28 protein-coding genes are annotated in these 26,046 nt (G+C 65.7%); 13 read left to right on the top strand and 15 right to left on the bottom strand.

All coding sequences use genetic code 11. The features are described from left to right. Positions 1-2: 2 nt before the first annotated feature. A complete protein-coding gene (gene ilvA / locus IEW19_RS01455) occupies positions 3-1,241 on the top strand; it encodes a threonine ammonia-lyase (RefSeq protein WP_188569899.1) in 1,239 nt (412 codons plus the stop codon). Between the two features lie 8 nt (positions 1,242-1,249). Then, entirely contained in the window at positions 1,250-1,867 is a 618-nt protein-coding gene (locus IEW19_RS01450) for a rhomboid family intramembrane serine protease (protein ID WP_188569898.1), read from the top strand. A gap of 120 nt (positions 1,868-1,987) precedes the next feature. Here IEW19_RS01450 and greA read toward each other — a convergent pair whose 3' ends face one another. Continuing rightward, positions 1,988-2,482, bottom strand: a complete 495-nt coding sequence (gene greA / locus IEW19_RS01445) for a transcription elongation factor GreA (protein WP_188569897.1) — start codon at positions 2,480-2,482, stop codon at positions 1,988-1,990. Positions 2,483-2,632: 150 nt separating this feature from the next. Next, positions 2,633-3,091 (bottom strand): DUF4307 domain-containing protein, encoded by a 459-nt coding sequence (locus IEW19_RS01440; protein WP_188569896.1) that lies wholly within the window; start codon positions 3,089-3,091, stop codon positions 2,633-2,635. Positions 3,092-3,218: 127 nt separating this feature from the next. On the opposite strand from IEW19_RS01440, the gene mca reads away from it, so the two are divergent. Continuing rightward, positions 3,219-4,124, top strand: a complete 906-nt coding sequence (gene mca / locus IEW19_RS01435) for a mycothiol conjugate amidase Mca (RefSeq protein ID WP_188569895.1) — start codon at positions 3,219-3,221, stop codon at positions 4,122-4,124. A gap of 99 nt (positions 4,125-4,223) precedes the next feature. Then, positions 4,224-4,565 carry a hypothetical protein gene (locus IEW19_RS01430; protein WP_188569894.1) on the top strand — a complete coding sequence of 114 codons (342 nt, stop codon included), beginning with the start codon at positions 4,224-4,226 and terminating at the stop codon, positions 4,563-4,565. 53 nt (positions 4,566-4,618) lie between these two features. Here the strand turns inward: IEW19_RS01430 and trhA are convergent, their stop codons facing one another. Beyond that, a complete protein-coding gene (trhA, locus tag IEW19_RS01425) occupies positions 4,619-5,362 on the bottom strand; it encodes a PAQR family membrane homeostasis protein TrhA (RefSeq protein WP_229748246.1) in 744 nt (247 codons plus the stop codon). A gap of 148 nt (positions 5,363-5,510) precedes the next feature. Here trhA and IEW19_RS01420 point away from each other — a divergent pair, with 148 nt between their 5' ends. After that, positions 5,511-6,272, top strand: coding sequence for an isoprenyl transferase (locus tag IEW19_RS01420; protein ID WP_308419962.1), 762 nt, complete (start codon positions 5,511-5,513; stop codon positions 6,270-6,272). A gap of 239 nt (positions 6,273-6,511) precedes the next feature. After that, the gene (phoH2, locus tag IEW19_RS01415) at positions 6,512-7,930 is read left to right on the top strand and encodes an RNA 5'-3' helicase PhoH2 (protein WP_188569892.1); all 1,419 of its coding nucleotides are present in this window, start codon (positions 6,512-6,514) and stop codon (positions 7,928-7,930) included. Between the two features lie 150 nt (positions 7,931-8,080). On the opposite strand, the gene IEW19_RS01410 is transcribed toward phoH2, so the two are convergent. Then, positions 8,081-8,728 (bottom strand): GNAT family N-acetyltransferase, encoded by a 648-nt coding sequence (locus IEW19_RS01410; protein ID WP_188569891.1) that lies wholly within the window; start codon positions 8,726-8,728, stop codon positions 8,081-8,083. Positions 8,729-8,770: 42 nt separating this feature from the next. Next, a complete protein-coding gene (locus tag IEW19_RS01405; RefSeq protein ID WP_188569890.1) occupies positions 8,771-9,565 on the bottom strand; it encodes a hypothetical protein in 795 nt (264 codons plus the stop codon). Between the two features lie 60 nt (positions 9,566-9,625). Here IEW19_RS01405 and IEW19_RS01400 point away from each other — a divergent pair, with 60 nt between their 5' ends. From IEW19_RS01400 to IEW19_RS01385, 4 genes are all read left to right on the top strand, one after another. Beyond that, positions 9,626-10,171, top strand: a complete 546-nt coding sequence (locus IEW19_RS01400) for a prepilin peptidase (protein ID WP_188569889.1) — start codon at positions 9,626-9,628, stop codon at positions 10,169-10,171. Positions 10,172-10,214: 43 nt separating this feature from the next. Further along, a complete protein-coding gene (locus IEW19_RS01395) occupies positions 10,215-10,685 on the top strand; it encodes an NUDIX hydrolase (RefSeq protein WP_188569888.1) in 471 nt (156 codons plus the stop codon). A 264-nt stretch (positions 10,686-10,949) separates the two neighbouring features. Next, complete coding sequence (locus IEW19_RS01390) at positions 10,950-11,405, top strand: DUF6325 family protein (RefSeq protein ID WP_188569887.1); 456 nt, start codon at positions 10,950-10,952, stop codon at positions 11,403-11,405. A gap of 33 nt (positions 11,406-11,438) precedes the next feature. Further along, positions 11,439-11,738, top strand: a complete 300-nt coding sequence (locus tag IEW19_RS01385; protein WP_188569886.1) for an SHOCT domain-containing protein — start codon at positions 11,439-11,441, stop codon at positions 11,736-11,738. A 73-nt stretch (positions 11,739-11,811) separates the two neighbouring features. On the opposite strand, the gene IEW19_RS01380 is transcribed toward IEW19_RS01385, so the two are convergent. The 5 genes from IEW19_RS01380 to IEW19_RS01360 form a co-directional block, all read right to left on the bottom strand. Continuing rightward, complete coding sequence (locus IEW19_RS01380; RefSeq protein WP_188569885.1) at positions 11,812-13,485, bottom strand: MDR family MFS transporter; 1,674 nt, start codon at positions 13,483-13,485, stop codon at positions 11,812-11,814. After that, positions 13,482-14,153: a TetR/AcrR family transcriptional regulator gene (locus IEW19_RS01375; RefSeq protein ID WP_188569884.1), complete on the bottom strand. Its 672-nt coding sequence runs from the start codon at positions 14,151-14,153 to the stop codon at positions 13,482-13,484. Before IEW19_RS01375 ends, IEW19_RS01380 begins: the two co-directional genes overlap by 4 nt. A gap of 130 nt (positions 14,154-14,283) precedes the next feature. Next, on the bottom strand, positions 14,284-15,711 hold the full coding sequence (locus IEW19_RS01370) for a class II fumarate hydratase (RefSeq protein ID WP_188569883.1): 1,428 nt from the start codon (positions 15,709-15,711) through the stop codon (positions 14,284-14,286). A gap of 86 nt (positions 15,712-15,797) precedes the next feature. Continuing rightward, on the bottom strand, positions 15,798-16,412 hold the full coding sequence (locus IEW19_RS01365; protein WP_188569882.1) for a carbonic anhydrase: 615 nt from the start codon (positions 16,410-16,412) through the stop codon (positions 15,798-15,800). 9 nt (positions 16,413-16,421) lie between these two features. Further along, positions 16,422-17,102, bottom strand: a complete 681-nt coding sequence (locus tag IEW19_RS01360) for a DUF4245 domain-containing protein (protein WP_229748261.1) — start codon at positions 17,100-17,102, stop codon at positions 16,422-16,424. 224 nt (positions 17,103-17,326) lie between these two features. Here IEW19_RS01360 and glpX point away from each other — a divergent pair, with 224 nt between their 5' ends. Further along, entirely contained in the window at positions 17,327-18,349 is a 1,023-nt protein-coding gene (gene glpX / locus IEW19_RS01355) for a class II fructose-bisphosphatase (protein ID WP_188570015.1), read from the top strand. Positions 18,350-18,437: 88 nt separating this feature from the next. Further along, complete coding sequence (locus tag IEW19_RS01350) at positions 18,438-19,493, top strand: lipid II:glycine glycyltransferase FemX (RefSeq protein WP_188569880.1); 1,056 nt, start codon at positions 18,438-18,440, stop codon at positions 19,491-19,493. Positions 19,494-19,572: 79 nt separating this feature from the next. Here the strand turns inward: IEW19_RS01350 and manA are convergent, their stop codons facing one another. Genes manA through IEW19_RS01330 form a run of 4 tightly spaced genes read right to left on the bottom strand, consistent with a single transcriptional unit; the run spans position 19,573 to position 24,297 of the window. Continuing rightward, positions 19,573-20,817, bottom strand: coding sequence for a mannose-6-phosphate isomerase, class I (gene manA, locus IEW19_RS01345; RefSeq protein WP_188569879.1), 1,245 nt, complete (start codon positions 20,815-20,817; stop codon positions 19,573-19,575). A gap of 42 nt (positions 20,818-20,859) precedes the next feature. After that, complete coding sequence (locus IEW19_RS01340; protein WP_229748245.1) at positions 20,860-22,509, bottom strand: LCP family protein; 1,650 nt, start codon at positions 22,507-22,509, stop codon at positions 20,860-20,862. Positions 22,510-22,519: 10 nt separating this feature from the next. Then, positions 22,520-23,104 carry a 5-(carboxyamino)imidazole ribonucleotide mutase gene (purE, locus tag IEW19_RS01335; RefSeq protein WP_188569877.1) on the bottom strand — a complete coding sequence of 195 codons (585 nt, stop codon included), beginning with the start codon at positions 23,102-23,104 and terminating at the stop codon, positions 22,520-22,522. Further along, positions 23,101-24,297 (bottom strand): 5-(carboxyamino)imidazole ribonucleotide synthase, encoded by a 1,197-nt coding sequence (locus IEW19_RS01330; RefSeq protein WP_188569876.1) that lies wholly within the window; start codon positions 24,295-24,297, stop codon positions 23,101-23,103. The genes purE and IEW19_RS01330 overlap by 4 nt, the downstream gene beginning before the upstream one ends. 191 nt (positions 24,298-24,488) lie before the next feature. On the opposite strand from IEW19_RS01330, the gene IEW19_RS01325 reads away from it, so the two are divergent. After that, a complete protein-coding gene (locus IEW19_RS01325) occupies positions 24,489-25,049 on the top strand; it encodes a GtrA family protein (RefSeq protein WP_188569875.1) in 561 nt (186 codons plus the stop codon). 12 nt (positions 25,050-25,061) lie between these two features. On the opposite strand, the gene IEW19_RS01320 is transcribed toward IEW19_RS01325, so the two are convergent. Continuing rightward, positions 25,062-25,760, bottom strand: a complete 699-nt coding sequence (locus IEW19_RS01320; RefSeq protein WP_188569874.1) for a TIGR03089 family protein — start codon at positions 25,758-25,760, stop codon at positions 25,062-25,064. Positions 25,761-26,046 lie beyond the last annotated feature (286 nt).

The following is a 26,046-nucleotide window of genomic DNA, read 5'->3' as shown; positions in this document are numbered from 1 at the left end:
CCGTGAAGATCCTTGAAACCCTTCCCGTCACACTGGACGACGTCCTTGAGGCGCAGAAGCTGCTTGACGGGATTATCGCGCGCACCCCCGTGGAATCGTCCCGGGCACTCGGGGGCATGGTGGGCGGCGACGTCTACTTCAAATGCGAAAACCTGCAGCGCGCCGGCTCGTTCAAGGTCCGCGGCGCCTACGTGCGGATGGCGCGGCTCTCCCCGGAGGAGAAGAAGCGGGGAGTGGTGGCCGCCTCTGCAGGCAACCACGCCCAGGGTGTTGCCGTCGCAGCCAAGAGCCTTGGCATCAAGGCCCGGATCTACATGCCGCTGGGCGTAGCGCTGCCCAAGCTCGCTGCCACCCGCAGCCACGGGGCCGAAGTGGTCCTGCACGGGCACAACGTGGACGAGGCACTCGCCGAAGCCCAGCGCTACAGCGACGAAACCGGCATGGTCTTCGTCCATCCGTTCGACAACGTGGACGTGGTGGCAGGCCAGGGGACCGTGGGCCTGGAAATCCTTGAGCAGGTCCCCAACGTGGACACCGTCCTCATGGGCGTGGGCGGCGGCGGGCTCCTGGCAGGGGTCGCCGTCGCCATCAAAGCCCGCGCCAAGGAACTTGGCCGGGAGATCCGGATCATCGGCGTCCAGGCAGAGAACGCTGCGGCTTACCCGCCCTCGCTTGCCGCCGACGCCCTGGTGCCGCTCAAGAGGGTCTCCACCATGGCGGACGGCATCGCCGTGGGACGGCCCGGGCAGCTGCCTTTCAGCATCATCCGCGAACTGGTGGACGATGTGGTCACCGTCAGCGAAGACTCCCTGGCCCGCGCCCTGATCTTCCTGCTCGAACGGGCCAAGATGGTGGTGGAACCAGCAGGGGCCGTGGGTGTGGCAGCCCTGATGGACGGCAAGATCGAAAACCCGGGCACCACGGTGGCGGTGCTCTCCGGCGGAAACATCGATCCGATGCTGATGCTCAAGGTGATCCAGCGCGGCCTCTCCGCCGCAGGCCGCTACATGACGGTACGGATGATGCTTGACGACCGTCCCGGTTCACTGGCAACCATTGCCCGCATCATTGCCGAAAACGATGCCAACGTCACCGGCCTGGACCACACCAGGGTGGGCGGCTCCATCAGCATGGGCGACGTCTCCATCACCGTGAACCTGGAAACAAAGGGCCACCAGCACGGTGAGCAGGTCCTCAGCGCACTGCGCGCCGAGGGTTTCCAACCGATCGTTGTGCATTAGGAGCGGCCATGGCCGGACTGACGGGTGACGGGCGGATCCCCGAGCGGCAGACCATCGCATTGCGCGCAAAGGGCGGGTTGGTGGTGCTGGGAGGGTTCGTGGCCCTGCTCTTCGCCATCGAGGTGGTCAACACACTGATGATGGGGGCCCTTACCCGGACCTTCGGCCTGCGGCCCAGGAGTGCCGAAGGGCTGCTGGACATCTTCACCTTCCCGCTCCTGCACGCTAGCCTGAACCATCTGCTCTCCAACAGCCTCCCGCTGGTCATCTTTGGTTTCCTGGTGTTCCTCTCCGGGCTGCGCGTGTTCCTCACCGCGCTGGCCTTCAGCTGGCTCGGCAGCGGGCTCACCGTCTGGCTCATCGGCGACGGCGTTACCGTGGGCGCATCGGGTCTGGTCTTCGGACTCTTTGCGTTCCTCCTGGTCCGGGGGTTCTTCAACCGCAGCTGGCGGCAGATCCTGCTCGCGGTGGTCCTCTTCATGGGCTACGGAAGCATCCTGCTGGGAGCCCTGCCGTTCGTGGCCGGCTACGTGAGCTGGCAGGCGCACCTGGGCGGCGCGGCCGGCGGAGTGGTGGCGGCCCTGCTGCTGCGTCCGCGCACCCCTGCAGTGCTCCGGGAGTTTTGACCGACGGCCTTGGTTCCATCCCGCAAAAAGCCTAAAAAGAGCGGCGGCCGTACCCCTTCGGGTGCGGCCGCCGCTCTCTGCGGGACTGGTTTCCTGCGCTTGGCGCAGGGCAGCTTTGGCCTAGCCGGCGTAGGGCTTGGCGGAGAGGATCTCCACCTTGATGTCCTTGCCGTTCGGCGCAACGTAGCTAAGGGTCTCGCCCTCCTTGTGGCCCAGGATGGCGGCTCCCAGGGGAGACTTCTCGCTGAAGACGTCCAGGTCCGAGTCGCCGGCGATTTCGCGTGAACCCAGCAGGAAGGTCTCCTCGTCGCCGGCGATCCTGGCGACTACGATCATGCCGGGCTCCACGATGCCGTCATCGGCCGGGGATTCCCCCACATGGGCGTCGCGGAGCAGCGCCGTCAGCTGGCGGATGCGGGCCTCGATTTTGCCCTGCTCCTCCTTGGCCGCGTGGTAGCCGCCGTTTTCCTTGAGGTCCCCCTCTTGCCGGGCAGCTTCAATCTTCTGGACGATCTCCGCCCGGCCTGCGCCGGAAAGTTGGTCCAGCTCTGCCTTCAGGCGGTCAAAAGCTTCCTGGGTGAGCCAGGCTGCAGATGCGCTGTTGGTGGTAGACACGGACTTCTCCTCTAGTGGTCCTACATGCAAAAGACCCCGCCACGGTGGCCACTTGTGGAACAGTAACCAGCTCAGCGGGGTAAAGGTATCTCTCCATTGTAGTCAATCCTCTGGAGATAACCCAACACCGAAGCGTCGCACGTCACACCCTTATGACGTTCCGCCGGGAATCCAGCAGCTGTCCACCACGCCGGATACGGACGCCGACTCCGTGCGCAAGGTGACTCGCTGCGCGACTGTCCTGCCGCCGTCGGCCGTTCCATCGGCAGCTGTGGGCGGGATATCCACCACTTTCCAACCCACCACGGCAAACTTCGAGTCCAGCGCCTTCACGGCGCACTTGACGGGGTTGGCCGGTTCCCGGGTCACCTGGAAGTCCACTTCCGCCAGCGTGGCGTCGGTGGTGCTGTAACCGACGTCCTTGAAGGTCACCCCGGAGAGCGAGTTGGACGTGGTCACCCACGCGAGGAACCCGATTCCCACGGCCAGCACGACGCCGATCGCCACCCTGGTGGCGGCAGGGGAGAACCGGCGCTTTTTAGCACCATACCGATTGGCTAGGCTAGTGTCTGCGGGCGCGGGTTGGGCCGGCTGGTCCGGGAAAGTCACCAGACCAGTTTAGTGCCCTTTCCGCCGGCGCTTTGCGGTGGCTGCAGCTGCCGCCGAGGCAATCCACCGCTACACCATCCGTAAGCTGCCACAAGCCGCGAAACAAGAATGAGGAGCCGTCCCCTCCATGACAGCGTCCAGTAACCCCCAGGTGCCGCTCCGGCTGCTCGCGGTCCATGCCCATCCGGATGACGAATCCAGCAAGGGTGCTGCGACCATGGCAATGTATGCAGCTGCCGGCGTGGACGTCCTGGTGGCCACCTGCACGGACGGTTCCCGCGGTGACATCCAGAACCCCGCGGTGGAAGACGAGCCGCATCCAAAGCGGGATATGGCAGGCGCCCGCAGGCTGGAGATGGAGCGGGCCGCGGCCATTCTTGGTATCCGCCAGCGGTGGCTGGGATTCGTTGACTCCGGCCTTCCCGAAGGAGACCCGCTCCCGCCGCTTCCCGCCGGGTCATTCGCCACCCTGCCCCTGCACCAGGCCGCCGCGCCCCTGGTGCGGCTGGTCCGTTCCTACAAGCCGCACGTAATCCTCAGCTATGACGAGAACGGCGGCTACCCCCACCCGGACCACATCATGGCGCACAGGGTGGCCGTGGAGGCTTTCGAAGCCGCTGGCGATCCCGCACTCTACCCGGAGGCTGGGGAGGCCTGGGAGCCGAGCAAGCTCTACTACGACCGTGCCTTCAGCCCCGAGCGGTTCCGGGCCCTGCACTTTGCGCTCGAGGAGGCGGGCCTGCAGTCACCGTACGCCGAGCGCCTGGCTGCCTGGCTGGAGTCCGACGCCGAGGGGCACACCCCGCCGCCGGCCGTCCACCCCACCACCACCCAGGTGGACTGCGGCGACTTCTTCGAGGCGCGTGACGACGCACTGCGCGCCCACCGGACGCAAGTGGACCCGCTTGGGTTCTTCTTCGCTGTTTCGCCCGACATGCAGCGCCGGGCCTGGCCGTGGGAGGACTATTCCCTGATCCACTCCCGGGTGCACTCGGAACTCCCCGAGAAGGACCTGTTCGCAGGGCTAAGATAGACAGGGCAGGCGATTTCTATCTTCCGTAGAAGATAGGCGCGGGCGACGACCGGTCCCGTCCGCTTCCTGCTGCATCCGTTCCACCAGAAGGTATCCACCGTGCATCATCTGCTCCTCAGCCTCGCCACCACGCCCACCCCGCTGCCCACTCCGACGCTGCGGGACGGGATCTCCGAGGACCAGGTAACCCCGGGCCTGCTGGGCTTCATCATGACGGCCTTCTTCGTCGTCGCAACCGCCCTGCTGATTGTTGACATGGTGCGGCGGATCCGACGGGTGCGCTACCGCGCCCAGGTGGAGGAAGAGCGTATGGCTGCGGCTGCGGCGGCAGACGTTGAGGCGGCGGACGCCCAGGACGGGGCCGACGGCGGCACTCACCCGGCAGCGCCCGGCTCCGACGGAAACGGCCCGGCCAACGGGCTTTCGCGGCCGCGCGAGTAAGGGAGTTCTTCGGTTTTCGGGTAGGGCCGCTACCTGCAGGAGCCGCCGGAGTCCTAGCCGAGGACGGCCAGCGCAATCGCTGCGAAGTGCGCCGCGAACGCGAACACGGTAAGCGCGTGGAATAGTTCGTGGAAGCCGAAGTGGTAGTAGCTGAAATTGGGTTTCTTCAGCGCGTAGAAAACAGCGCCCGTGATGTAGAGGATGCCGCCCACGCAGATCAGCACGGCCGCGGGAGTGCTGGCTTGGAAGAACTGCGGCAGGTAGAACAGCGCGCCGCAGCCCAGCGCGATGTAGATGGGCACGTAGAGCCAGCGGGGCGCGTCAGTCCACAGCAGCCTGAACAGTACGCCGAGGATGGCTCCGGCCCAGATCACCCACAGGAGCACAACCGCCTGGCCGCGGTCGAGGAGGGTCCATGCCAGGGGTGTGTAGGTGCCTGCGATCACCAGCATGATGTTGGTGTGGTCCAGCCGCTTCAGGACGAGCTTGACCCGCGGGGACCAGTTGCCGCGGTGGTAGACGGCGCTGACTCCGAACAGCAAAACGCCGGTTGCGGCATAGATGGCAGACGTGATTTTGCGGTCGGTTGTTGGGGCGAGGACAACCAGGATGATGCCGGCGGCAAGGGCCAGCGGGGCCGTGACCGTATGGATCCAGCCCCGCCACTTGGGCTTGATCATCAGGAGTTCGGCCAGGCGCACCGCGGCATCATCGATGGCGCTGGGCCCCGGGTCCGCTCCAACGTCCCGGTCCTCGGGCCGGGGCGCCGGGGAGGGCTGCGGAGAGTCGCTGTTCATGGGACCAGAATAACTTACGGGCCGGTAAGTTACTTGTCGGTAACATCGCCGTATAGCCTGCGCTGTGGTGCTGCGGGTCCCGGGACGCCCTGGACTGTAGCCTAGGATGTGGATGTACGAACGGCAGGAAAGTCAGGTGAGTGGACGCGTGGAGTTGCCCGGGTTCCTCTATGGCTACTACGAGCGCCGGCTGCTCAAGGACCTCCCGCGCGACCGCATTCCCCGGCACATCGGCGTGATGGTGGACGGGAACCGGCGCTGGGCCAAGCAGTTCAACGCCCCCACCAGCCAGGGCCACCAGGCTGGCGCGGACAAGATCCACGAATTCCTGGGCTGGTGCCAGGAGCTGGGCGTCAAAGTGGTGACGCTCTACATGCTCTCGACGGACAACATGAACCGCTCCAGCGAGGAACTGGACCTCCTGATGGGCATCATCGCCAACACCCTTGACCGGCTCGACGAGGACGCCAACATCTCAGTGCACGCCATGGGAGCACCTGAGCTGCTCCCCGACTACCTGGCCGAGCGCCTCAACAAGCTAACGGCCAGGACCCCCGTCAGGGAAAAGATCCATGTCAATGTGGCGGTGGGGTACGGGGGCCGGCGGGAGATCGTCGACGCCGTCCGCGAACTCCTGCACGACGCCGTGGCCAAGGGCATGGACATCTCCAAGCTTGCCGACGACCTTAGTGTCGATGACATCTCGCGCTTCCTTTACACGCGTGGCCAGCCCGACCCCGACCTGGTGATCAGGACCTCCGGGGAGCAGCGGCTCTCCGGTTTCCTGATGTGGCAGAGTGCCTATAGCGAGTTCTACTTTTGCGAGGCCCTGTGGCCGGCCTTCCGCAAGGTGGATTTCCTTCGCGCCCTGCGCGACTACGCCGGCCGGCAGCGGCGCTTTGGTGCCTGAAACCGCCGGTTCATCACGAGTTCATATACCTGCAACGGAAATCGCCGCGTAATGGTTGCGGAAATTACCCCGGGTGGATTTACGTTATATCCATCAGCTGGCAAAACCGCCGGCTGATCGGGGAGGCCAGTACATGGAGCGAAACATCGCACCGGTTGTATGGGAGGCCGGACCCGGCCTCGTGGCCGAGCCGCCTCACCAATAACAAATCCGGGCTGGCGCCCGGGGCTGGAGTCGATGTGGCTACTTCTGAACAACTGCCCGAGGTCCTGTCTGGACAGGGCGGGAAAGCTACTTCTCGCGCCGAGCGAGCCACCTTTGAAACCGGCGCAGCAACTGATGCTGCGGCCGGTTTTGCTGTCTCCGGAAGGGAAGCCGACATCCACACCTTCGTCATCGACACGTCCGTCCTGCTCTCCGACCCGCGGGCCCTCCTGCGGTTTGCTGAACACGAGGTGGTAGTTCCTGTCGTGGTCATCACCGAACTCGAAGCCAAGCGGCACGACCCAGAACTCGGCTACTTTGCGCGGAAGGCCCTGCGGCTGATGGACGACCTGAGGGTCAAACACGGCGGCCTCAACCAGCCGATTCCCATCGGCGACGAGGGCGGCACCCTGATGGTGGAGCTCAACCACATTTCCGCGGAGGTGCTGCCGCTGGGCTTCCGCAGCGGGGACAATGACAGCCGCATCCTGGCGGTGGCCAAGAACCTGGCCAACGAGGGGCGCAACGTCACCGTGGTCTCCAAGGACCTGCCCATGCGGGTCAAGGCATCCGCCATGGGGCTCACCGCTGATGAATACCGGAACGAACTGGTCAAGGACTCCGGCTGGACTGGCGTTGCAGAAATCGAAGCTGACGAACAGGAAATTTCAACCCTTTACGGCCACGAACCCGTCTTCATCCCCGCAGCAGCCGAACTGCCCGTCAACACCGGGCTGGTGCTGCTCTCCAACCGCGGCTCCGCGCTGGGCAGGGTGGGCGCCGACAAGCAGGTGCGCCTGGTGAAGGGCGACCGTGACGTGTTCGGCCTCCACGGCCGGTCCGCCGAGCAGCGGCTGGCCATCGACATGCTGATGGACCCCGCCGTCGGGATTGTTTCCATTGGCGGACGCGCCGGCACGGGCAAGTCGGCGCTTGCCCTGTGTGCCGGCCTCGAAGCCGTCCTGGAACGCCGGGAACACCGCAAGGTGATCGTCTTCCGGCCCCTCTACGCTGTGGGCGGCCAGGAGCTCGGCTACCTGCCCGGCTCCGAGTCCGAAAAGATGAACCCCTGGGCACAGGCCGTTTTCGACACCCTGGGTGCCCTCGTCAGCCAGGAAGTGGTGGAGGAGGTCATGGACCGGGGCATGCTCGAGGTCATGCCCCTCACGCACATCCGCGGACGATCCCTCCACGATGCGTTCGTCATTGTCGACGAGGCCCAGTCGCTCGAAAAGAACGTCCTCCTCACCGTCATGAGCCGCATGGGCCAGAACTCCAAGATCGTGCTCACCCACGACGTCGCCCAGCGGGACAACCTCCGCGTCGGACGCCACGACGGAATCGCAGCCGTCGTCGAAACCCTGAAAGGACACCCGCTCTTCGGCCACATCACCCTGACCCGTTCGGAACGTTCGCCCATCGCAGCCCTGGTGACCGAGCTGCTCGAAGGGTAGCGGGGTTCGTAGGGCACCCTTCCTCTGCGTGCTGGCTCGTTCCGCCCCACCGTCCCCCTGGCCTCGCAAGCTCGACCAGGGAACCCTGACGGCGTGGGCCCGCCTTTGACGCACGCTGCCGGAAGGCTGCCCTACGAACCCAGCCCGGACCTACGTGATCTTCAGGAACTTGGCCGCTGCCTCGTGGCCGTCCACCTGCAGCTCCCAGTCCGGGCGCTTGAATGTTTGGGGCGTGAGGCGGACGTGCTGGACTGTTTGGACTTCGGTGCCCCAGCTTTTGCGCGTGGTGCCGTTCAGCTCGTAGCCCAGGGAACGGGACACGCTGAGGGAGGCGTTGTTCCAGCTGGCTGCCTCAGACCCGGCTGCTTCCGCTCCCAGCCAGTCGAAGGCATAGAGAACGACGGCGGCACGCATCTCCCTGCCAAGCCCGTGGCCGTGTACGGACTGCTTCAGCCACGATCCCGTAGTGACCGTCTTCAACGTGGCGAACTCCTTGGCGCCAACGTCCTGGCAGCCGATGAACTGGCCTTCGTGCCAGATTCCGAGGAGCAACGTCCATGATTCCCGGGTGCAGTCCGCCCGGCAGCGCCAGTACCAGCGGGCCATGTTGGAGCCCAGTTCGTCTCCCGGCAGCTCGGACCACGGTGTACTGAACGGGTTCAAGCCAGGTTCATGAATGCCGCTGCGGGCAGCGTCCACGGCTGCCGGAATGTCCTGGTCAGTTATGGGGCGGAGCTCCAACCGGGGCGTGGTCAATGTGAGGTCGAACAGCGGCCAAATGGAGCTCATCGTAGTCATCCGCGAAGCCTAGCCGACGAGCCACACGGTGGCCTGTCACGCTTAGGCCGGGATGTCCCAGCTGATGTGGCGGCGGACGTCGGTGAGGTTCATGGATTCGGCCAGGAACAGGTCATCCAGCATGTATTCGTCGACGGCGATGATGCGGATCCAATGGCCATAATCCTCCGTTTCGGATTGCAATGACTGGCTGGACACGCAGACGCCGGTGGCCCTGTCCACGCGGAGCCGGGACAGCCCGGGGGCGCAGAGGGGGGCGGCAGAATCAACGGGACGGTAGACGGGGTTGGGGGCCACCACCGCTTCAAGGACGGCCCTGCCTTCGTGGTCGGCGTACCGGACATCGCTGATATCCAGCGCGTTGCTGCCGGGAAACTCGATGGGCACCGGGGCGTTGCCCGCGAGCTCCACGGGGTCCAGCGCGGCCGAAAAGCGGCCGTTGCCGAACCCAGGCTCGCCGTAGGCGGCTTCGGGCCGGCGGCGCACCAGCCCGGCGTCGTCGTACACGGGCGTGACCAGGTGTGGGGGAAGGAGCCAGGACTTGCGGTTGGCGCTCACGTAGAAGACATCCCGGGAATCGTTGATGCCTGTGGTGCTGTGCAGGACGAGTCCCTCAGGGCTTTCCAGGCGGAGCGCCCCGGGACGGCGCAGCCAGGCACGGACGAAAGGAGCGCCGGGAGCCGGCGCGGACCCAGAGGCCTGGTCCCAGTACTCGAACCGCAGGGATTGCCACCTCCAGGGGGAGGACCGGCACAGGTTCCGGAACACGGCTGCCAGGTCCGCAGGGGCGGCAGGAGGGTCCGGAAGCGGGCGGCGCCGGGAGTCCCAGGTCGACATATCCACATTTTACGCGGGGGTGCTGCGGCCGGAACCTGTGGATCCAGTAGCATCCGAGGGGTGATCGGACGACTCGGCGAACTCTGGCAGCACAACCCGCTGGCCTTCTGGCTGGTACTGGTGGCATGCCTGTACTTTGCGGTGATGGCGGTCCGGCTCACCGTCATCGACGTGCGGCACCACCTGCTGCCCAACAGGATCGTGTTCCCGTCCTACGCCGTGGCTGGGGTGCTTCTCCTGGCGGCAGCCGCTGCTGCCTGGGCGAACCCACTCCCCGGCGCAGGGAACGCCGGCGGGGTCCTGGCCACCCCTGCCCTCCGTGTAGTGGCCGGCGCAGCGATCCTGTGGCTGTTCTACTTTGTCCTTCGGTTCATCTATCCGCCGGGAATGGGATTCGGTGACGTCAAGCTGGCAGGAGTGCTGGGCATGTATCTCGGCTACCTCAGCTGGGTGCACCTGTTCGCGGGCACTTTCCTTGCGTTCCTGCTGGGCGGTATGTGGTCCCTGGCCCTCCTCGCGGCCCGGCGGGGAACCCTGAAGTCCTCCATCCCGTTCGGACCATTCATGCTCGCAGGTGCCGCTGCCGCCATGCTGTTGCCTGCCTGAGCGCCGGCACTGTCCGCAAACGGCTGTTGGATAGGCTGTGGTTATGCCTGCACCCGAATACGTCCTGAAGCTGCGCAAGAAGATCGGCAACGACCCCCTCTGGGTTCCCGGCGTCAGGGGCGTGGTGGTTGATGACGCGGGCCGGATCCTGCTGGCCCAAAGGGCAGACAACCGGCAGTGGGCCCTCATCAGCGGAATGCTCGACCCGGGGGAGCAGCCTGCCCGCGGGCTGGTCCGGGAGATTTTCGAGGAAACGGCAGTCGTGGCAGAAGCCGAACGCGTGGTATCCGTGGGCGCAGTGGGTCCGGTCACCTACCCCAACGGCGACGTCTGCGAGTTCCTGGACGTGGTGTTCCTGTGCCGCTACGTCTCCGGCCAGGCAAGGGTCAACGACGACGAATCCCTGGCCGTCGGCTGGTTCAGCCTGGCGGAACTCCCTGAACTCATGCCCGGACACCTAACCAGCATCCGCCAGGCGCTGGCACCCTCCGGAGGCGTCCACTTCGAGCCCTAAACCTCCTGGCGCAGGATCTCGAACAAGTGAGTGGGCTGGTGAAGTGCAGAACGCTCCCGGAACGGGACTTTCAGCCCTACAGCCAGCTTCAACGTGCTTGCCATCCTTAGAGAGGCGCCGAACCTGGTCCGCAGTTTGCGAGGCCGGATTGGCCAGGACGATGGACCGATGCCGGCCGGGACGGCACCCGCCCTAAGCCGGCATCGATTGGCATTCAGCAGCAGGCACCAGATCCGCGTTCGATCCGGACAGGGAGGAACGAAAGTGACATCCACTCACGAGACAGAGGTCCACGGCCCCGTCGACTTTGTACTTCTTGAGTTTCCCATCGCAGGGCTGACGGGACGGGCAAGCCAGGAACTCGCGCGGCTCGTCGAAGAAGGCGTGATCCGGCTGTTCGATCTACTCGTCGTCGCCAAGAATGAGGACGGCACAGTCGAGGTGCTTGAGCTAACCGACCCGGGCGGTCCCGCAAACGAGTTCTCATACTTTGAGGGCGCGCAGTCAGGTCTTCTCGGCCAAGAAGAAATTGTGGAGGCGGCTGATGCTATCCTCCCAGGACGCCTGGCTGTGCTGGTTGTATACGAGAACATCTGGGCGGCGCCTTTTGTTGCCGCCGCCCGCGACGGCGGGGGTGAGCTCGTGGCGAGTATGCGGATCCCAGCACCGGACGTGATGGCAGCACTCGAATCCCTCGAAGCAGCGCCACCCGTTTCCTGACCCACACGACCGGACTGAAGAGGAGAGAGACTGATGGGACTGCTTCGAGGCGTGGCGCGAACCGCTGTCGTTGCCGGAACGGCAACGGCGGTCAGCGGCAGGGTTCAGCGCAGGCAGGCTATGAAGTTTGCCGACCGGGATGCCCAGACCGCTGCCAGGCAGCAGGAGGCCTACCAGGCCCAGATGGCGTCCAGCCAGCCACCCGCTGCGGCCCCCGGCGGTATCTCCACTGAAGCCCTCGAGCGGCTGAAGGAGCTTGGGGCCTTGAAAGAGCAGGGCATCCTCACCGAACAGGAGTTCCAGGCGCAGAAAGCAAAGGTTCTCGGGAACTGATGCCGCTGTAGACCCTCTTTGTTGGAGCGGGGCAGCCAAGCCGGCAACGGCCGGGCCAAGCGTGCGACGGCGGTCAGCGGCCCTGGGACACCAGCTCGCCGTCGTCGTTCTTCACGATGTCCCCATCACGCCCAGCGTCAGCAGCGCCGGCAGTAGATGAGGCAAGCCGCTCAGCTTCCTCGCCGCCGACGGCCTCGCCGCGTGCCACCATGCCCGCGGTGTCCGAGAGCGGGATCTGCTTCAGCGTGATGGCCAGGAGCAGTGCTGCGGCGATGAAGGGAAGCAGGTACCAGAACACCGGTGCCAGGGAATCGGCGTAGGCGTTCACGATGGCATCGCGCAGCTGTTCCGGGAGCTGGTTCAGGGCCTGGGGGTCCAGCGTCCGGGTGGACTGCCCGGCCTGCTCAGCGGAGGCTCCTGCCCCCGTGAAGGCGCTGGTGAGGGCTTCCGAAAGCCGGGTGGTGAAGATGGAGCCAAACACAGCCACGCCCATGGCGGCGCCCACTTCGCGGAAGTAGTTGTTGGTGCTGGTGGCGGTGCCAATCTGGTCGGCCGGCACGGAGTTCTGGACCACCAGGACCACCACCTGCATGATGAGGCCGAGGCCCGCTCCGAAGACGAACAGCTGGAGGCAGATGACCCAGATGGGCGTGCCGGCTGTAAGGGTGGTCATCCAGAGCATGGCGGCCAGGGTGAGCACGGCGCCCAGGATGGGAAACATCTTGTACTTGCCGGTCTTGGAGATCCGGATGCCGGAGTAGATGGACGTGCCCATGAGTCCGGCCATCATCGGCAGCATCAGCAGGCCCGATTCGGCGGCGGACGTGCCGGAGGACATCTGCAGGAACGTGGGCACGAACGCAATCGCGGAGAACATGCCCAGCCCCAAAGTGAAGCCGATGGCAGTGGCGTTGACGAAGATCCGGTTCCGGAAGAGGCTCAGCGGGATGATCGGGTCCTCTGCGCGCCGCTCTACCATCACGAAAGCGGCTGCCGAAACCACCAGGCCTGCGCCAAAAGCCCAGGTGAGGGGCGAATCCCAGCCCTCATCCTTCTTCCCGCCGAAGTCCGTGAAGAAGATCAGGCACGTGGTGGCCGCCGACAACAGCACCACGCCCAGGACGTCGATCCGCTTTTCGGCCTTCTTGTTCGGCAGGGTCAGGGCGAACCAGGCGATGGCGAACGCCGCAACGCCCACCGGGATGTTGATGTAGAAGGCCCATTCCCAGGTCAGGTGGTCCACGAAGAAGCCGCCCAGCAGCGGGCCGGCAACGGCTGAGAGGCCGAAGATGGCGCCCAACGGGCCCATGTACTTGCCGCGTTCCTTGGCCGGCACGATGTCGGCGATGATCGCCTGGGAGAGGATCATGAGGCCACCTCCACCCAGGCCCTGGATGGCGCGGAAGATGACGAAGCCCCAGAAGTCGGTGGCCAGGGCGCACCCCACTGAAGCCAGCGTGAACAGCGCGATGGCCACCAGGAAGAGGTTACGCCGGCCCAGGATGTCACCGAACTTGCCGTAGATGGGCATCACGATGGTGGTGGCCAGGAGGTAAGCCGTGGTGATCCAGGCCTGGTGCTCCACGCCGCCCAGCTTGCCAACAATGGTGGGCATGGCGGTGGAGACAATGGTTTGGTCCAGGCTGGAGAGGAGCATGCCCGCAATCAGCGCGGAGAAGATGATCCAGATGCGTCTCTGGGTCAGCAGCAGGGGCCCTGCCGGCGGCTTGGTGGTAGCGGTACTCATGATTGTCCTTTTGCGGCGGTAGTATCCGGGGTGTCGAGTGGTTGTGAAAACAGGACGCTGGCCGCGGAAATGTTCTCCAGCAGCAGGTCCGGGTAGCTGCGGGTGTTGCCGTCGGAGAAGTACGCCATGCTGCTCTTGCGGGCGATGGTGCTGAGCAACACCACGGCCATCTGCACCACAGGGTGGTCCGGTGACACTCCTTCACGCCGGGCGACGTCCCGGGCGAACTGGGCTTCACGCTCCTCCGTGACTCCGATGAGCCGGAGGATGAGCTGGGGTTCCTTCTTGACGACGGCGATGAGCTCCCGGGTCTCTTCTTCCGAAGCCGACATGCCCTCGGCCAGGCGGAGCGAGAGCCGGATCAGGTCGCGGAACAGGGTGGGGGAAATCTCCCCCGCGGGTGAGGCCGCTCCGCCGGCAACGAACTCATCGACGACGTCGGAGGGGATGTCGTCATCCGCGTGGCCGATGATGGCGTCTTCCTTGGTGGGAAAGTAGTTGAAGAACGTCCGGCGCGAGATGCCCGCGGCCTCGCACACTTCCTCCACCGTGTACCCATTGAGGCCCCGCTCAGCAGTCAGGGCGCGGGCGGTGGACGTTATGGCGCTGCGGGTGGCAGCCCGCTTGCGCTCGCGGAGCCCGCCTTCGTTTACTGCACTATCGTTCACAAAGTAAAGTTTTGCACCCTAAGCATCTAAGTGCAACTTTAGTCCCCTTCGCGGGATTAAGTGCGACGGCGGCCGGTACCTTTCGTGCGAAAGGTACCGGCCGCCGTCGGGCGTCCAAAGACGGAGGTGGCTATGCCTTGTGCGCCGGAGCCGTCATGGTGGTGACATCCAGCGCCTTGTCCAGGTCTGCCTCGGAAACCTTGCCCTCGCCCTCACCGACGAAGCCGAGCTTCTCGGTGGCCTGGCGGACGGTGAGGCCCTCGGCCACCGCCGTCTTGGCGATCTTGGCCGCGTTCTCGTAGCCGATGTACTTGTTCAGCGGGGTGACGATTGACGGCGACGCCTCGGCCAGGAAACGCGCGCGCTCCACGTTGGCGGTGATGCCGTCGATCATCTTGTCAGCCATGACGCGGCTGGTGTTGGCCAGCAGGCGGATGGACTCGAGCAGGTTGGCAGCCATGACCGGGATGCCGACGTTCAGCTCGAAGGCGCCGTTGGTGCCGGACCAAGCGATGGCGGTGTCGTTGCCGATGACCTGGGCGGCCACCATGATGGACGCCTCGCAGATAACCGGGTTGACCTTGCCGGGCATGATCGAGGAGCCCGGCTGGAGGTCGGGGATGGCGATCTCGCCCAGGCCCGTGTTGGGGCCGGAGCCCATCCACCGGAGGTCGTTGTTGATCTTCATGAAAGAGATGGCGATGTTGCGCAGCTGGCTGGACGCCTCGATCAGGCCGTCGCGGTTGGCCTGGGCCTCGAAGTGGTCGCGGGCTTCGGTCAGCGGCAGCCCGGTGTCCGTTGCCAGCAGTTCGATCACACGCTCCGGGAAACCTGCCGGGGTGTTGATGCCGGTGCCCACGGCCGTGCCGCCCAGCGGAACCTCGGCCACGCGGGGGAGGGAGGCGTTGATGCGCTCGACGCCGTAGCGGACCTGGGCTGCGTAGCCGCCGAATTCCTGGCCCAGGGTCACCGGGGTGGCGTCCATCAGGTGGGTGCGGCCGGACTTGACGACGTCCTTGAACTCCACGGCCTTGCGCTCCAGCGACTCAGCCAGGTAGCCGAGGGCCGGAATGAGGTCGTTGATCAGCGCCGAGGTGGCGGCCACGTGGACGGACGTGGGAAACACGTCATTGGAGGACTGCGAGGCGTTGACGTGGTCGTTCGGGTGGACAACCTTGTCGCTGCCCGCGGCCTTCAGCGCACGCGTGGCAAGCTCGGCCAGGACCTCGTTGGTGTTCATGTTCGAGGACGTGCCGGAACCGGTCTGGAAGACGTCGATGGGGAAGTCGCCGTCGTACTTTCCGGCGGCCACCTCATCCGCTGCGTCTGCGATGGCCTTGGCAAGCTCGCCGTCGAGCACACCCAGTTCAGCGTTGGCCTGGGCAGCCGCCTTCTTGACCCGTGCCAGCGCCTCAATGTGCGCACGTTCCAGGGTCTTGCCGGAAATGGGAAAGTTCTCCACTGCCCGCTGCGTCTGCGCGCGGTACAGTGCGTTCACGGGGACGCGGACTTCGCCCATGGTGTCATGTTCAATGCGGAACTCTTCAGTGGAAGTCATGGGGCTAGCTTATGGCGATCAGCCGCCCCACCGAAAACCGTTAAGGGCCCGTTGCCGGCGGCCCGTGGACCGCCGGCGAGTGGCTCCTACAGCTCGCCGATTCCGGAAACAAGGTCGGCGCGGCCCTCTGCCAGGCGGTATGAGAGCCCGATGACAGCGGTGCGGCCGCCCTCGATTGCGTCGGAAATCACACGTGAGCTTTCGGCGAGGCGCTGGGAGGTCTGCTTGACGTTCTCCACCACCATGTCGTTGACCTCGGTCTGGTTGTTCCGCAGGGACGTCAGGACGGAGGGCGTGATGCGTTCCACCAGGTCGCGGATGAAGCCCGGGGGCATTTCACCGGTCTCGACGGCGTCTTTGGTGGCCGTGACGGCGCCGCAGCTGTCGTGCCCAAGCACCACGATCAGCGGCACCCCCAGCACGCTGACGCTGTATTCCAGCGAGCCCAGGACGGCGTCGTCAATCACCTGCCCGGCCGTGCGGACCACGAAGACGTCGCCGAGGCCGACGTCGAAAATAATCTCGGCCGCAAGCCGCGAGTCCGAGCAGCCAAAGATCACCGCGAAGGGATTCTGGGTCTCCACCAGCGACGAACGCCGTGAAGCGTTCTGGTTCGGATGGGAAGACTCGCCGTTTACGAAACGTTCGTTGCCTTCGCGCAGGCGGCGCCAGGCCAGTGCAGGGGTCAGGTTAGTCGTCACGCCCCCACCTTACGGGGTGGGAGCAGCCGAGGGTGAAACTGTGACAGTGGGGTTGCTTTCAAGGGAGCCTACGACGGCGGCGGCCAGCGTGGCGAATTCGTCCAGTTGCGCTGCGCCCGAGAGGACAACGGTGCTGCCGCGGTAGTTCAGGACCATGGACTTTTCACCCTTGCCGGTGTCCCGCAGCTCCCATTCCTGGCCGCCGGCATTTCGGGAGCCGGTGACCGGGGCGTTCTTGGTCTGCTGCAGCAGCCAGGTGGGATTGGCATTCTTTGTCTGGACCAAACCGATGAAGGACGTCTTCGGGGTCACGTAGCCAACCTCCCACCTGGGCACGCCGTTGCCTGTCCCTGCTTCCCACCGGGCGTAATTGGCACGGAAGGCGTTGCCTGTGTCCGGCGCGACAGGTGTGAATCCCGCCACATCCGCAGCGTTCCTTGCCACGGACGCAACATCGACGTCGGGCCGGTAGCCCTCGCCCTTGGGCTGGGGATTCATGAGGACAACGGGAAGGAATGCAGCGATGCTGAGCACCAGGGCAATGATCATGCCGATCACCGACGCGTTGGCCCGCTTGGCGGCCGCCGCCGGAATGACGGGCTTAACCGGGGCGTCCGCACTGCTGCCGGCCGCGCCGGGGCGGGCGTCGGGCTGGGCCTGGCCGGAGCTGGGACTGGTGGCTTCCTGCATGTCATTCACCCCTCTATAGTCGCCCATTCCGGAGCCGCACTTCCATTCGGGGCCGCACCGGGGTCCCGGGCACCCGCAATGCACATTGCGTTGTTGCGTCACGGGCAGCCCGCGGCGCGGCGCCACGACTATGATCGATAGCAGAGGAATCACCGTCCTGCTGCACCGGCGGGCGGGTTCAATGATCGCCACTCGAAGAAGAGGTTCACGTGTCACCAGCGTCCATGACCCAGAAGTACTCCACGATTTCACCGTCCCTTGCGGTGGGCCACGACGAGCCGGACCGCAACCTTGCCCTTGAACTCGTCCGCGTCACCGAGGCCGCGGCCATTGCCGGCGGCCACTGGGTGGGCTTCGGCGACAAGAACACAGCCGACGGCGCAGCCGTGGATGCCATGCGTTCCTTCCTGCAGACCGTCCACTTCAACGGTGTCGTGGTGATCGGCGAGGGCGAAAAGGACGAAGCCCCCATGCTGTTCAACGGTGAGCGCGTTGGCGATGGCACGGGCCCCGAGGTGGATGTGGCCGTTGACCCCATCGACGGAACGCGGCTGACCGCCCTGGGCATCAACAACGCGCTGGCCGTCCTGGCTGTCGCCGAGCGTGGCTCCATGTTCGATCCCTCTGCCGTGTTCTACATGGAGAAGCTCGTCACCGGTCCCGAGGCCGCTGACATGGTGGACCTGCGCCTGCCGGTCAAGCAGAACCTGCACCTGATCGCCAAGGCCAAGGGCGTGAAGGTCAACCAGCTCAACGTCATGATCCTTGACCGCGACCGCCACCGCCCGCTGGTGGAAGAGATACGCGAAGCAGGCGCCCGCACCAAATTCATCATGGACGGCGACGTTGCCGGCGCCATCGCCGCGGCACGCTCCGGCACCGGCGTGGACGCCCTCATGGGCATCGGTGGAACCCCTGAAGGCATCGTGGCAGCCTGTGCCATCAAGTCCCTGGGCGGCGTTATCCAGGGCCGACTCTGGCCCACCAGCGACGAAGAGAAGCAGAAGGCCCTCGACGCCGGTCACGACCTCGAGCGGGTGCTTTCCACCAACGACCTGGTCTCCAGCGACAACTGCTACTTCGCCGCCACCGGCATCACCGACGGCGACCTGCTCAAGGGCGTGCGCTACTCCAAGGACAAGGTCCTGACCCAGTCGATCGTGATGCGCTCCAAGTCGGGCACCATCCGCTTTGTGGACGGCGAGCACCAGGCCAGCAAGTGGGAGAACTACGCCCGCAAGAGCTGACCTTCAGCCAAAGCAGGATACCGAAGCCCCGGGGCGCCGAGCGCGCACCGGGGCTTTCCCGTTAACGCCTTGGTATAGGGTTTAAGCCATGATTCCTGCCGTTGTGCCCTGTACTGACCGCGCCCTCTGGGACGAGCACGTTGACCGGTTCCAGGGGCATCCGCAACAGCTCTGGGGCTGGGGTGAGACCAAGGCGATGCACGGCTGGTCCGTTGACAGGGTCCTGGTAAAGGCCGGGGATGAAACCATCGGCTGCGCCCAACTGCTGGTCCGCCGGCTTCCCGTACCTTTCCGCGCACTGGTCTACATTCCGCGCGGCCCCATGTGCTCTGCCGAAAACGCCCAGGTGGTCCTCAACCGGCTGGCCGAGCACGCTGCCCTCCGCCACAGGGGCGTGGCCCTCAGTATCGAACCTGATTGGGACCGCGGGTCCGCTTTCGCCGGCGCCGTGGCCGCCGCCGGCTTCCGCGAGTCCTCCAACACCGTCCTCATCCCACGCACGCTCATCCTGGACCTCACCCGTTCCGATGACGAGCTGATGGCGGAGATGTCCAAGTCCACCCGGGCAAATATCCGCAAGGCCATGCGCAGCGACGTGGAATTCCGAAAGGTCAAGAACGACTCCGAGCTGGAGCAGGTGCTGGCCATCTACCACGAGACCGCGGACCGGGCGGGCTTCGGGATCCACGAGGACCAGTACTACCGGGACATCTTCCGGAACCTTGGTGATGCCTCGCCGATCATCGCCGCGTTCGACGGCGAGCAGATGCTGGCCTTCACCTGGCTTTCGCGCAGCGGCGCCACTGCCTTCGAACTGTACGGCGGTGTCTCCAGCGAGGGCCAGAAGCAGCGGGTGAACTACGGCGTGAAGTGGGCGGCGCTGCAGTCCATGCGGGAAGACGGGTGCAGCAGGTACGACTTCAACGGCCTGCTCAACGATGGCATCTCCGACTTCAAGAAGCAGTTCGCCAAGCACGAAAACATGCTGCTGGGCACGTGGGAAAGGCCGTTGTCGCCGTTCTACCCCGCGTACTCCAAGGCTATGCCCCTGGCCCGCAAGGGCCTCCAGCAGGGGCGTCAGCTGCTGAAGGGCGCCGCTGCGCGGCTCCGCCCACTGGCCCGGAAGCTGCGTTCGGGCAACTGACTGGGATACGACAGGAGGGCGACGGCGGCACCCGGGGTGGGTGCCGCCGTCGCCCTTTGTTCTTGCTGGCGCGGCCCTGCTAGAGGCCGGTGGTCACGGCGAAAGCCAGTGCGGGCTCGGCGCTGCCCGCCACCCGGTGGATATTGACGGGGGCTTCAGCCGCTGCCAGGAACGCGCTGCCGCCCCGCGACAGCTCCAGGTCGCCCTTGGGGGAATCGAGGTACACCGCGCCTGCCACCACAATGACCACCGCGGCACCGGCCTGGGCCAGCGGAACGGGCCCGGCGTCCGGCCCCAGTTCGATGCGCTGCAGCTGGAACTCCTTGAACGGCGGCCGGAACAGTTCCTGGTCCATCACGGTCTTTTCGGCGCCCAGCATCGGAACAGCCACCGGATGGAAGTCGATGGTGCGCAGGAGTTCCGGCACATCCACGTGCTTGGGCGTCAGGCCGCCACGCAGGACGTTGTCCGAGGACGCCATGACCTCCACGCCCAGCCCGTGCAGGTACGCGTGCACGTTCCCGGCCGGAAGATAGACGGCTTCACCGGGCTTCAGTGAGATCCTGTTGAGCAGCAGCGAGATCAGGACACCGGGATCGCCGGGGTACTTTTCGTTGAGGCTGATGACGGTGCCCAGCTCGGCCTGGTAGGGCTCATGCGAGGCCCCGGACAGCAGGGCTGCCACCACCAGGGCAGTTTCCTCTGCCACGCCCTGGCCGCCGGTGATCAGGCGTTCAAAGGCCCGTCGGAGTCCGGCACCTTCGTCCGCTGCGGCGAGATCACCGAGAAGGGACTGCACCAGCGTGGGTGGATGCGCGCCCTCGGGTAAGGAATCGGCAATGTGCTGCAGGATCTTCCGGGTTTCAGCGGCCGGCCGGAACCCGCACAGCGCCTCGAAGGGCGTGAGGGCGAAGATCATCTCCGGCTTGTGGTTGTCATCCTTGTAGTTCCGGTTCGGAGCATGGGGATCGAGCCCGGCTTCGTTTTCCCGCGTGAACCCTTCCCGCGCCTGTTCCAGGCTCGGGTGGACCTGGAGGGAGAGCGGTTGCGCAGCCGCCAGGATCTTGGCAAGGAACGGCAGCCGGGGGCCGAAGGCGGCGACGGATTCCGCGCCAAGGAAATGCTCCGGGTCAGAGGAGATCAGGGCATCGAGCGGGCTCCGGGTCCCGTCCTCCGGTACGTGCGCCACCGACGGGGAATCAGGGTGGGCGCCGATCCACAGTTCGGCCTCCGGGCGCCCCGATTCGGGACGGCCCAGCAGCGAGGCGATGGCCGTCGTCGAACCCCAGGCGTAGTCCCGGAGGACGTTCTCAATCTCGTACAAAACCGTTCCGTTCCTTGATGGTTGGGCGCTGATGGGCGGGCGCTAGAGCGGGGCGCACTGTCCGTTGGTGGCCACGAGTTGGCGGATGGCCTGTTCGTCGCCTTCACGCTTGAACTGGTTCAGCATCGCTTCGGTGATCGGCTCACCGTCGGGCGTGGTGGTCACTGGGGTGAAGTCCGACGGCGGGGGCTGCTGCCCTGCCTTGGCGGCGGCGGGCAGGGTGGCCGGGAGGGTCCCTGCCGCCTGCACGTGTCCGGCGCCTGCCTGTGGAACTGCCGTCCCGTCGTCGGCAATTCCTGCCGACTGGGCGCCCTTGGCAGAGGCGGACGCGAGCAACTGGTCCACCCGGTCGTGAATCCGGTTAAAGTCCGGATTCGTGGAGAACGACGGATCGAAGTCCGGCGGCCCGATGGTGAGCCGTTTGACGTCCGTGCCCCGCGCCTTGATGGCCAGGTCCAGGAAGCTGCCCAGCTGGGCGGAGGAAATGTTCGAGTCCACCACCTTGGTTCCCGCGTTGGCAATGTCCTCGAACTTGGACAGCAGGGTGGCTGGGTCCAGCTGCTTCAGCATTGCCTGCTGCACGCACTGCTGGCGGGCAATCCGGGCGTAATCGTCCACGAATTCGCGCGACCTGCCGTACCACAGGGCGTGGTAGCCATCCAGTGTGTTCTCCCCGGCAGGGATCCAGCCCAGCGGCATTCCGTGGATGCCTTTGGCTTCGTCGATGGTCTCACCGCTGATGGGGACCCAGCCGCCGGCCTTGATCCGGATGCCGCCCATGGCGTCAATGAGTTTGGAGAAGCCGTCCATGTCCACCAGGACGTAGGCCTGGATCTGCATGCCCAGCGTTCCCGAGACAGCTTCCATGGTGGCCTGGGCGCCGGGGTCCGCCACGCCGGGGTAGAGGTTTGCGTGCTCGTTGGTGACCTCGGTGTTGATGGCATTGATGAGGCATTCGTCGCCGCAGTTGTAGCCCTTGGGATAGATCGCGCGCATGGGGGAGCCGTCGCTGAACTGCGCATTCTGGAAATTCCGGGGGACGGAAATGATGGCGGTCTGGCCCGTCTCGGCGTCCACGCTCAGGACCGAGAGGCTGTCCGGACGGCGGCCGGTGCGGTCGTCGCCCGCGTCTCCGCCCATCATGAGGAAGTTGTAGCGCCCCTCCACGGGCTTGATCGCCGGGCCTGACGAGAAGATGTTGCCGATGGCGTTGCGGCCCACGTTCAGCAGGTAGGCCGCGTAGCCCACGGAGCCGCTGCCCAGGACCAGCGCCACCACCAGGGCAATGCCGACGGCGGGGCGCGCCTGCGGTGCCAGCAGGACGGGGCGGATGAGCCTCAGGGTATTCACGAACAGGAAAGCCCAGCCGAGCGCCAGCGCCGCGAGCAGGACCACCAGCACCAGCGACGTGACCGGGTTGGTGACCATGCTGATGACCAGGCTGCGGTTGACCAGCAGCAGGACAACTGTCAGCAGCAGGACCGCCCACACGCACAGCGTCACGCGCAGCGCTGTCCGGCCCAGTTTCCGGTCGCCCGCCACGAGTTGGGCGCTGCCCGGTACCAGGAGCGTCAGCAGGACCAGCACGAAGGCGCGCTTGGTACGGACCGCGGAGGAAGCGCTGACCGGATACCGGACCGGGTCCGTCAGGGACGCGCCGGAGCCGGTGTTGAGCGCGCTGCTGCTGGCCACGCCCGCCGCCCTAACGGCTGCCCCGAAGAGCGCTGGAGCCGCCAGGGAAGACTTCGCTGACTTTCTGCCGCAGGTTTGCGCCCTTGCGCGCGGCGACGGCATTGAGGTCGGCGGCGAAGTCAAGGAGGTCCGCGCGCAGTGAAGCGGCAAGTTCGTCGGTGCCGGAGGCCAGTATCCGCACGGCCAGGAGCCCGGCGTTCCGGGCGCCTGCGATGGAGACTGTGGCCACTGGCACGCCTGCCGGCATCTGGACAATGGACAGCAGGGAGTCCATCCCGTCCAGGGTCTTCAGGGGAACGGGAACCCCGATCACGGGCAGCGGCGTGACGCTGGCAAGCATGCCCGGAAGGTGGGCCGCACCGCCGGCGCCGGCGATGATCACCCGCAGGCCGCGTTCGTGCGCGGTCTCGCCGTACCTGATCATCTCGGTGGGCATCCGGTGGGCCGAGACGACGTCGGCCTCAAAAGGGATGCCGAATTCAGCCAGGGCGTCCGCCGCAGCCTCCATGACCGGCCAGTCCGAGTCGGAGCCCATGACCAGGCCCACCAGGGGGCTGGCGCCGGACCCGGCGGCAGGGGTGGCTTCGGCGCTCATGCGTTCTCCTCGAAAATTGCGGAAGGTTCTTCGGTGGGGACCCGTCCATCCCGGATGATGCCTGCCACGGCTGTGGCCCTGCGGCGTACCGAGTCGACTTCCGTCGTGGAACTTCCCATCAGGTTGACGTGGCCGATCTTGCGTCCGGGCCGGACCGACTTGCCGTAGCAGTGGACCTTGGCGGCCGGCTCGGCGGCAAGGGCCATGGGGTACGCGGAGTACAGGTCCTGGTTCTCCCCGCCCAGGAAGTTCTTCATCACGGTCACGGGTGCCAACGCATCGGTGGCACCAAGGGGCAGGTTCAGGACCGCGCGGAGGTGCTGTTCGAACTGGCTGGTAATTGATCCGTCCTGGGTCCAGTGGCCGGTGTTGTGCGGCCGCATGGCAAGTTCGTTGATCAGGAATCCAGCCCCGGTACCCGGGGTTTCGAAGAGTTCAACGGCAAGGACGCCGGTGACGTCCAATTCGGCGGCGATGCGCAAAGCGGCGTCCTCGGCGGCCGCAGCCACTTCCAGTGGGATGTCCAGCGCGGGCGCAATCACCTCGTCGCAGACACCATCCACCTGGATGGTGTGGACCACAGGCCAGGCCCGTGCCTCGCCGTCGGGGGTGCGGGCCACGAGCGCCGAGAGTTCACGGGTGAACTCGACTTTCGCCTCGGCCAGCAGGGGACTCATGGCCTCGAACCAGTCAGCGGCCTCCGCAGCCTCCTCTGGCGAGGCGACGATCCGGACCCCCTTGCCGTCATATCCGCCCCGTGGGGTTTTCAGTACAACCGGCCAGCCGGTCTCGTCGCCGAAGCGAACCAGCGCGTCAACGTCCGTCACCGATGACCAGGCGGGGTTGGGCAGCTCAAGGCGGTCGACGGCGGCACGCATGACCAGTTTGTCCTGGGCGTGCTCCAGGGCGTCCGGTCCGGGCTGGATGTTGACGCCGGCGTCCTGGAGCGCACGAAGGTGGTCCGTCGGCACGTGCTCGTGGTCGAACGTCATCACATCCAGGCCCTTGGAAAACTCCAGGAGCGTCTGCAGGTCCCTGTAATCGCCTACTGGCGTGGTGGGTACGGCCGACACCGCGGAAACGTCGTCGCCCTCGGCGAGGACGCGGAGTTCAAAGCCGAGAGCTGTAGCGGCAGGGGCCATCATGCGCGCGAGCTGGCCGCCGCCAACCACGCCGATCACTGGAAAAGTCACATGTGCCAGCCTACCGAAGACGGGCCGGATCGCGCTTTTACGGCCCGGCGGGGGAAGGAGATTTTCCGGGGACCTACCCTGGGCCCGGATTAGGGGTCGGTTCAAAGCGTTCAGGGGGCCGGTTCAAAGCTTTGGGGGCTAAAATGGTCCCTTGGCCGAGTGGCCCATAGTTCAGACGGCCATGGAGGGTCATGTACAACGCACTTGCAGATCGTATCCGGGGGCTCGCCTCACTCTTCTGGCGCGAGGTGGCCAAATTTGGTGCGGTTGGCGGTGTGGCGTTCGTCATCGACAACGGCTTGACCTATTACCTCATGCACGGTCCCATGTCCGACAGCGAGGCGAAGGCCCGGTTCGTGGGTGCCACCGTGGCCACGATTTTCTCGTGGGTGGCAAACCGCTTCTGGACCTTTCGCCACCGGCGACAGGCAAACGTGCTCCGGGAGTTTGTCATGTTCGTCATCATCAACGGCATTGGCATCGGCATCTCCACCGGCTTCACGGCATTGGCCAAGTATGGAATGGGCATCGACAACAAGAACCTGTTGTTCCTCGCAGGCGTGGCCGGCATCCTGGTTGCCACCGTGGTCCGGTTCTTCGCGTACCGCTTCTTGGTGTTCAACCAGGAACTGGACCAGGAACCGGAGTTCTCCCACGACCACGAGATCATCGAAGCCCACCCGCACAGGGAGCCCGCACGCGCGGCTGAACGTCCTGCCCCCACGTCGGCGGACAGCGGCCCGCAGGCCTAGGATCCGTTCCTCCTAGCTGCCGTGGATCCGCTCGTCCGCCAGCAGTTTGTCGGTGAGCGCCACGGCAGGATGGGTCATCACCACCGAGCCGCCTTGCTGCCATGCCCCCAGCGCATTGGCCAATGCCGATTCGAGCCCGCTGTCCGCAGGAACATGCAGCCTGACGCCTTCCGTATGCGGACAGGCAAAACCGGTGATCAGTTCACCGTGCGGGACCGCGCGCCCCTGGTGGGTCAGGGCGGGCGACGACGGATCCGGATCGGTGTGAGGCATGAATACGTCCCCGTGGGAACGCACCTCGGCGGCGTAGTCAAGGCACCCGGCGGGGAGATCCCCGGGCCAGCGCATGGCCAGTGCCGGGAGCGCAACGGCAATGACGGCGTCGTACTGATCCATGGCCCCGCCGGGATTGTCCGTGGCCATGAAGTCCGCCGGGCCGCCGTCGAGCACGGTTTCCAGCCCAAGCTGCCAGCCGGCCAGCGCCCAGACCATCGCTTTCCAGTGGGCCGGAAGCGCAAGCCGCAGCCGCATGCCCGGTTCCGCGTCCAGTTCATCCTGGAGCAGGTTGCTGGTCTTGGCCACCCAGTTGTCCAGGACCCGTCCCGACAGCTCCACCCGCTCCGAATCGGGCCCGTACCAGGTCAGTCGTGGTGCCGTCGAGTTGCCCGAGCGGAGGCTGCCCATTAGGTCGATCACAGGGATTGTCGTCATGGCCTCATCCTGCCACCCGCGACTGTCCCGGTCATCCGGGGGTGCCGCACAGCCGTTGCCGCCAGTTTAACGTGATGTTAATCACCCCAGTTGGTAAGTGTGCTTGCTATTTGGGCGGAGAACCGGTATTTTCCCCGCCAGCGCACCGATTTGACGGGTTTTCCGGCGTTGGGGGCCTGCCAACCGGGTACGCCACGCGCGGGCGGACAAAAATCCCGGGCGTGGCGTACGCAAACTTCCCAGCGCGGACTGTCTATTATCCCGGCAATGGCTTGACTCTCCCTAG

Source organism: Arthrobacter liuii (assembly GCF_014639275.1).
Taxonomy (GTDB): Bacteria; Actinomycetota; Actinomycetes; order Actinomycetales; family Micrococcaceae; genus Arthrobacter; species Arthrobacter liuii.
The sequence above is the reverse complement of the archived record's forward strand: the minus strand, read 5'-3'. Positions and strand labels throughout refer to the sequence as shown.

Coding starts and splice junctions, on each gene's coding strand:
- purE (WP_188569877.1), bottom strand. CDS start 23,104: ATGAGCGCCGAAGCCACCCCTGCCGCCGGGTCCGGCGCCAGCCCCCTG.
- trhA (WP_229748246.1), bottom strand. CDS start 5,362: ATGAACAGCGACTCTCCGCAGCCCTCCCCGGCGCCCCGGCCCGAGGAC.
- IEW19_RS01410 (WP_188569891.1), bottom strand. CDS start 8,728: ATGACTACGATGAGCTCCATTTGGCCGCTGTTCGACCTCACATTGACC.
- IEW19_RS01350 (WP_188569880.1), top strand. CDS start 18,438: ATGATTCCTGCCGTTGTGCCCTGTACTGACCGCGCCCTCTGGGACGAG.
- IEW19_RS01395 (WP_188569888.1), top strand. CDS start 10,215: ATGCCTGCACCCGAATACGTCCTGAAGCTGCGCAAGAAGATCGGCAAC.
- IEW19_RS01405 (WP_188569890.1), bottom strand. CDS start 9,565: ATGTCGACCTGGGACTCCCGGCGCCGCCCGCTTCCGGACCCTCCTGCC.
- IEW19_RS01370 (WP_188569883.1), bottom strand. CDS start 15,711: ATGACTTCCACTGAAGAGTTCCGCATTGAACATGACACCATGGGCGAA.
- IEW19_RS01360 (WP_229748261.1), bottom strand. CDS start 17,102: ATGCAGGAAGCCACCAGTCCCAGCTCCGGCCAGGCCCAGCCCGACGCC.
- mca (WP_188569895.1), top strand. CDS start 3,219: ATGACAGCGTCCAGTAACCCCCAGGTGCCGCTCCGGCTGCTCGCGGTC.
- IEW19_RS01320 (WP_188569874.1), bottom strand. CDS start 25,760: ATGACGACAATCCCTGTGATCGACCTAATGGGCAGCCTCCGCTCGGGC.
- IEW19_RS01380 (WP_188569885.1), bottom strand. CDS start 13,485: ATGAGTACCGCTACCACCAAGCCGCCGGCAGGGCCCCTGCTGCTGACC.
- IEW19_RS01385 (WP_188569886.1), top strand. CDS start 11,439: ATGGGACTGCTTCGAGGCGTGGCGCGAACCGCTGTCGTTGCCGGAACG.
- IEW19_RS01325 (WP_188569875.1), top strand. CDS start 24,489: ATGTACAACGCACTTGCAGATCGTATCCGGGGGCTCGCCTCACTCTTC.
- IEW19_RS01450 (WP_188569898.1), top strand. CDS start 1,250: ATGGCCGGACTGACGGGTGACGGGCGGATCCCCGAGCGGCAGACCATC.
- glpX (WP_188570015.1), top strand. CDS start 17,327: ATGACCCAGAAGTACTCCACGATTTCACCGTCCCTTGCGGTGGGCCAC.